We start from the raw sequence: 1734 nt of genomic DNA on the forward strand, positions 1-1734 counted from the left end.
GGTGGATCCATCCGGATTCACGAGGCACCGCTTCAGAGCGCCATGTTCAAGGCACTCGGTATCACCGAGGAACATGCGGCCGAGGAATTCGGACACATTCTGGATGCCTTCAGGTTTGGCGCCCCACCGCACGGCGGCGTGGCTCTTGGACTCGACCGTCTGGTCATGCTCATCTGCGGTGAGCACTCCATTCGAGAAGTGATCGCATTCCCGAAAAACAACAAGGGCAACGACCTGATGTCCCTCTCGCCTGCCGAAGTGGACCCAAAACAACTGCGTGACCTCCGCATTCAGTCGACGGCCAAGAAGCCTGCACCGAATCCGTAAGATAGAGGTAGGAACGGCGCATTGGTTTGCGCCGCTCCCCCCTCCGAACCGGACAGGCGGATCTCCCGCATCCGGCTCTCCAGTCAGTGGTTTGCTCCATGACGGAGACTGATGACTTCAGCACTCTGGGCATCCAGCAGGCAAAAGAGCCCGAGTCCTGCAAAGTAGCGGTTGGGCCAGCGTTGATGATCTCGTCCTCGCCCACGACCACGAAGGCCGTTGCGTTTTCTCAGAATGGAACGCAGTCGCCCGCGCGTCCATCCATCGACGCTCTGCATCACGCTGGGGTCGGCGTGTTTGAAGTAGCCATACCAGCCCCGGAGTTTCCGGTTCAGTTCGGCAACCATGGCTTCCATGCTACGTCCGCTGGTACGCTTGGTTCGGGGTTTGATGGATTCGCGCAACTTGCGCAGGCTCTTGGGCCGGACGAGCTTCAACATCCCTCCTTTGCGGCTTTTCATGAACCTATAACCGAGGAAGTCGAAGTGACTCCCGGCTGGGTTCATGTCCACCACGCAGGTCTTTTCTGGATGAAGGGTGAGTCCGACTCCGGCCATCCATTCCCGGATCGTTTCAAGCGCTTTTCCTGCTTCTTCACGACTACGGCAGAGGACGACCATGTCATCCGCATACCTCGCCATTTGGAAACCAAGACCGGCCATGAGCCAGTCCAGCGGGTCGAGATAGATGTTGGCTAACAGCGGGCTGATGACGCCGCCTTGCGGCGTGCCGTCTTCCTGCTTGCTCCAGCCAGCGTGTTCCATCACGCCTGTTTTGAGAAATCCCTCGATAAGCCCCAACACCCGCCCGTCGGCCACGTGCTCGCGCACAAGGTCCATAAGCCGATCATGGGGGATCGAATCGAAGTAGCCTTTGATGTCGACGTCCACGACATGCAGATTTCCTGTTTCTAACAGCTTATCCACATGCCTCAGTGCGTCCTTGCAACCGCGTCCGGGACGGAAGCCATAACTGTGCGGGTGGAAACGGTTTTCAAAGATTGGTTCGATGACCATTCTCAGGGCCGTTTGCACCACGCGGTCGGTGACCGTGGGTATCCCCAAGGGTCGCTTTTCCGCGCTGCCAGGTTTGGCGATCCAGACCCGTTTGACTGGCTTGGCTTGGTAGGTGCCCGTTTTCAAATACTCCTTCACGGCGAGCAGCCGGCTTTGGCTGTCTTTCTCGAAGCGTCCTACCGTGATGCCGTCCACGCCGCAGGCCCCTGCGTTGGATAGCACCTTTTCCCATGCCAGTTGAAGCGTTCTGTCTGTGCTGACCTTATCGATCAGGCTGAACCACTTGTTTCCTTTGATCCCTCTTTCGAGGGCTCCCAGCATCGGCTCCGTCCATACTCCGCGTTCGGCCTTGTAGCACTGCCACAAGTCCTCTTCCGCTTGTTTATCCCTT

General features: G+C 58.0%; 2 protein-coding genes. One reads left to right on the forward strand and one right to left on the reverse strand.

Annotated features, from left to right (window positions below):
• A partial coding sequence (locus WBG04_RS04880; RefSeq protein WP_424313257.1) for an amino acid--tRNA ligase-related protein occupies window positions 1-327 on the forward strand: 327 nt, incomplete at its 5' end.
• A gap of 83 nt (window positions 328-410) precedes the next feature.
• Here the strand turns inward: WBG04_RS04880 and ltrA are convergent.
• Window positions 411-1734 (reverse strand): group II intron reverse transcriptase/maturase (gene ltrA / locus WBG04_RS04885; RefSeq protein WP_424313258.1); only part of this gene is annotated, 1324 nt, incomplete at its 5' end.

Source organism: Haloferula sp. (genome assembly GCF_049672945.1).
Lineage (GTDB): Bacteria > Verrucomicrobiota > Verrucomicrobiia > Verrucomicrobiales > Akkermansiaceae > Haloferula.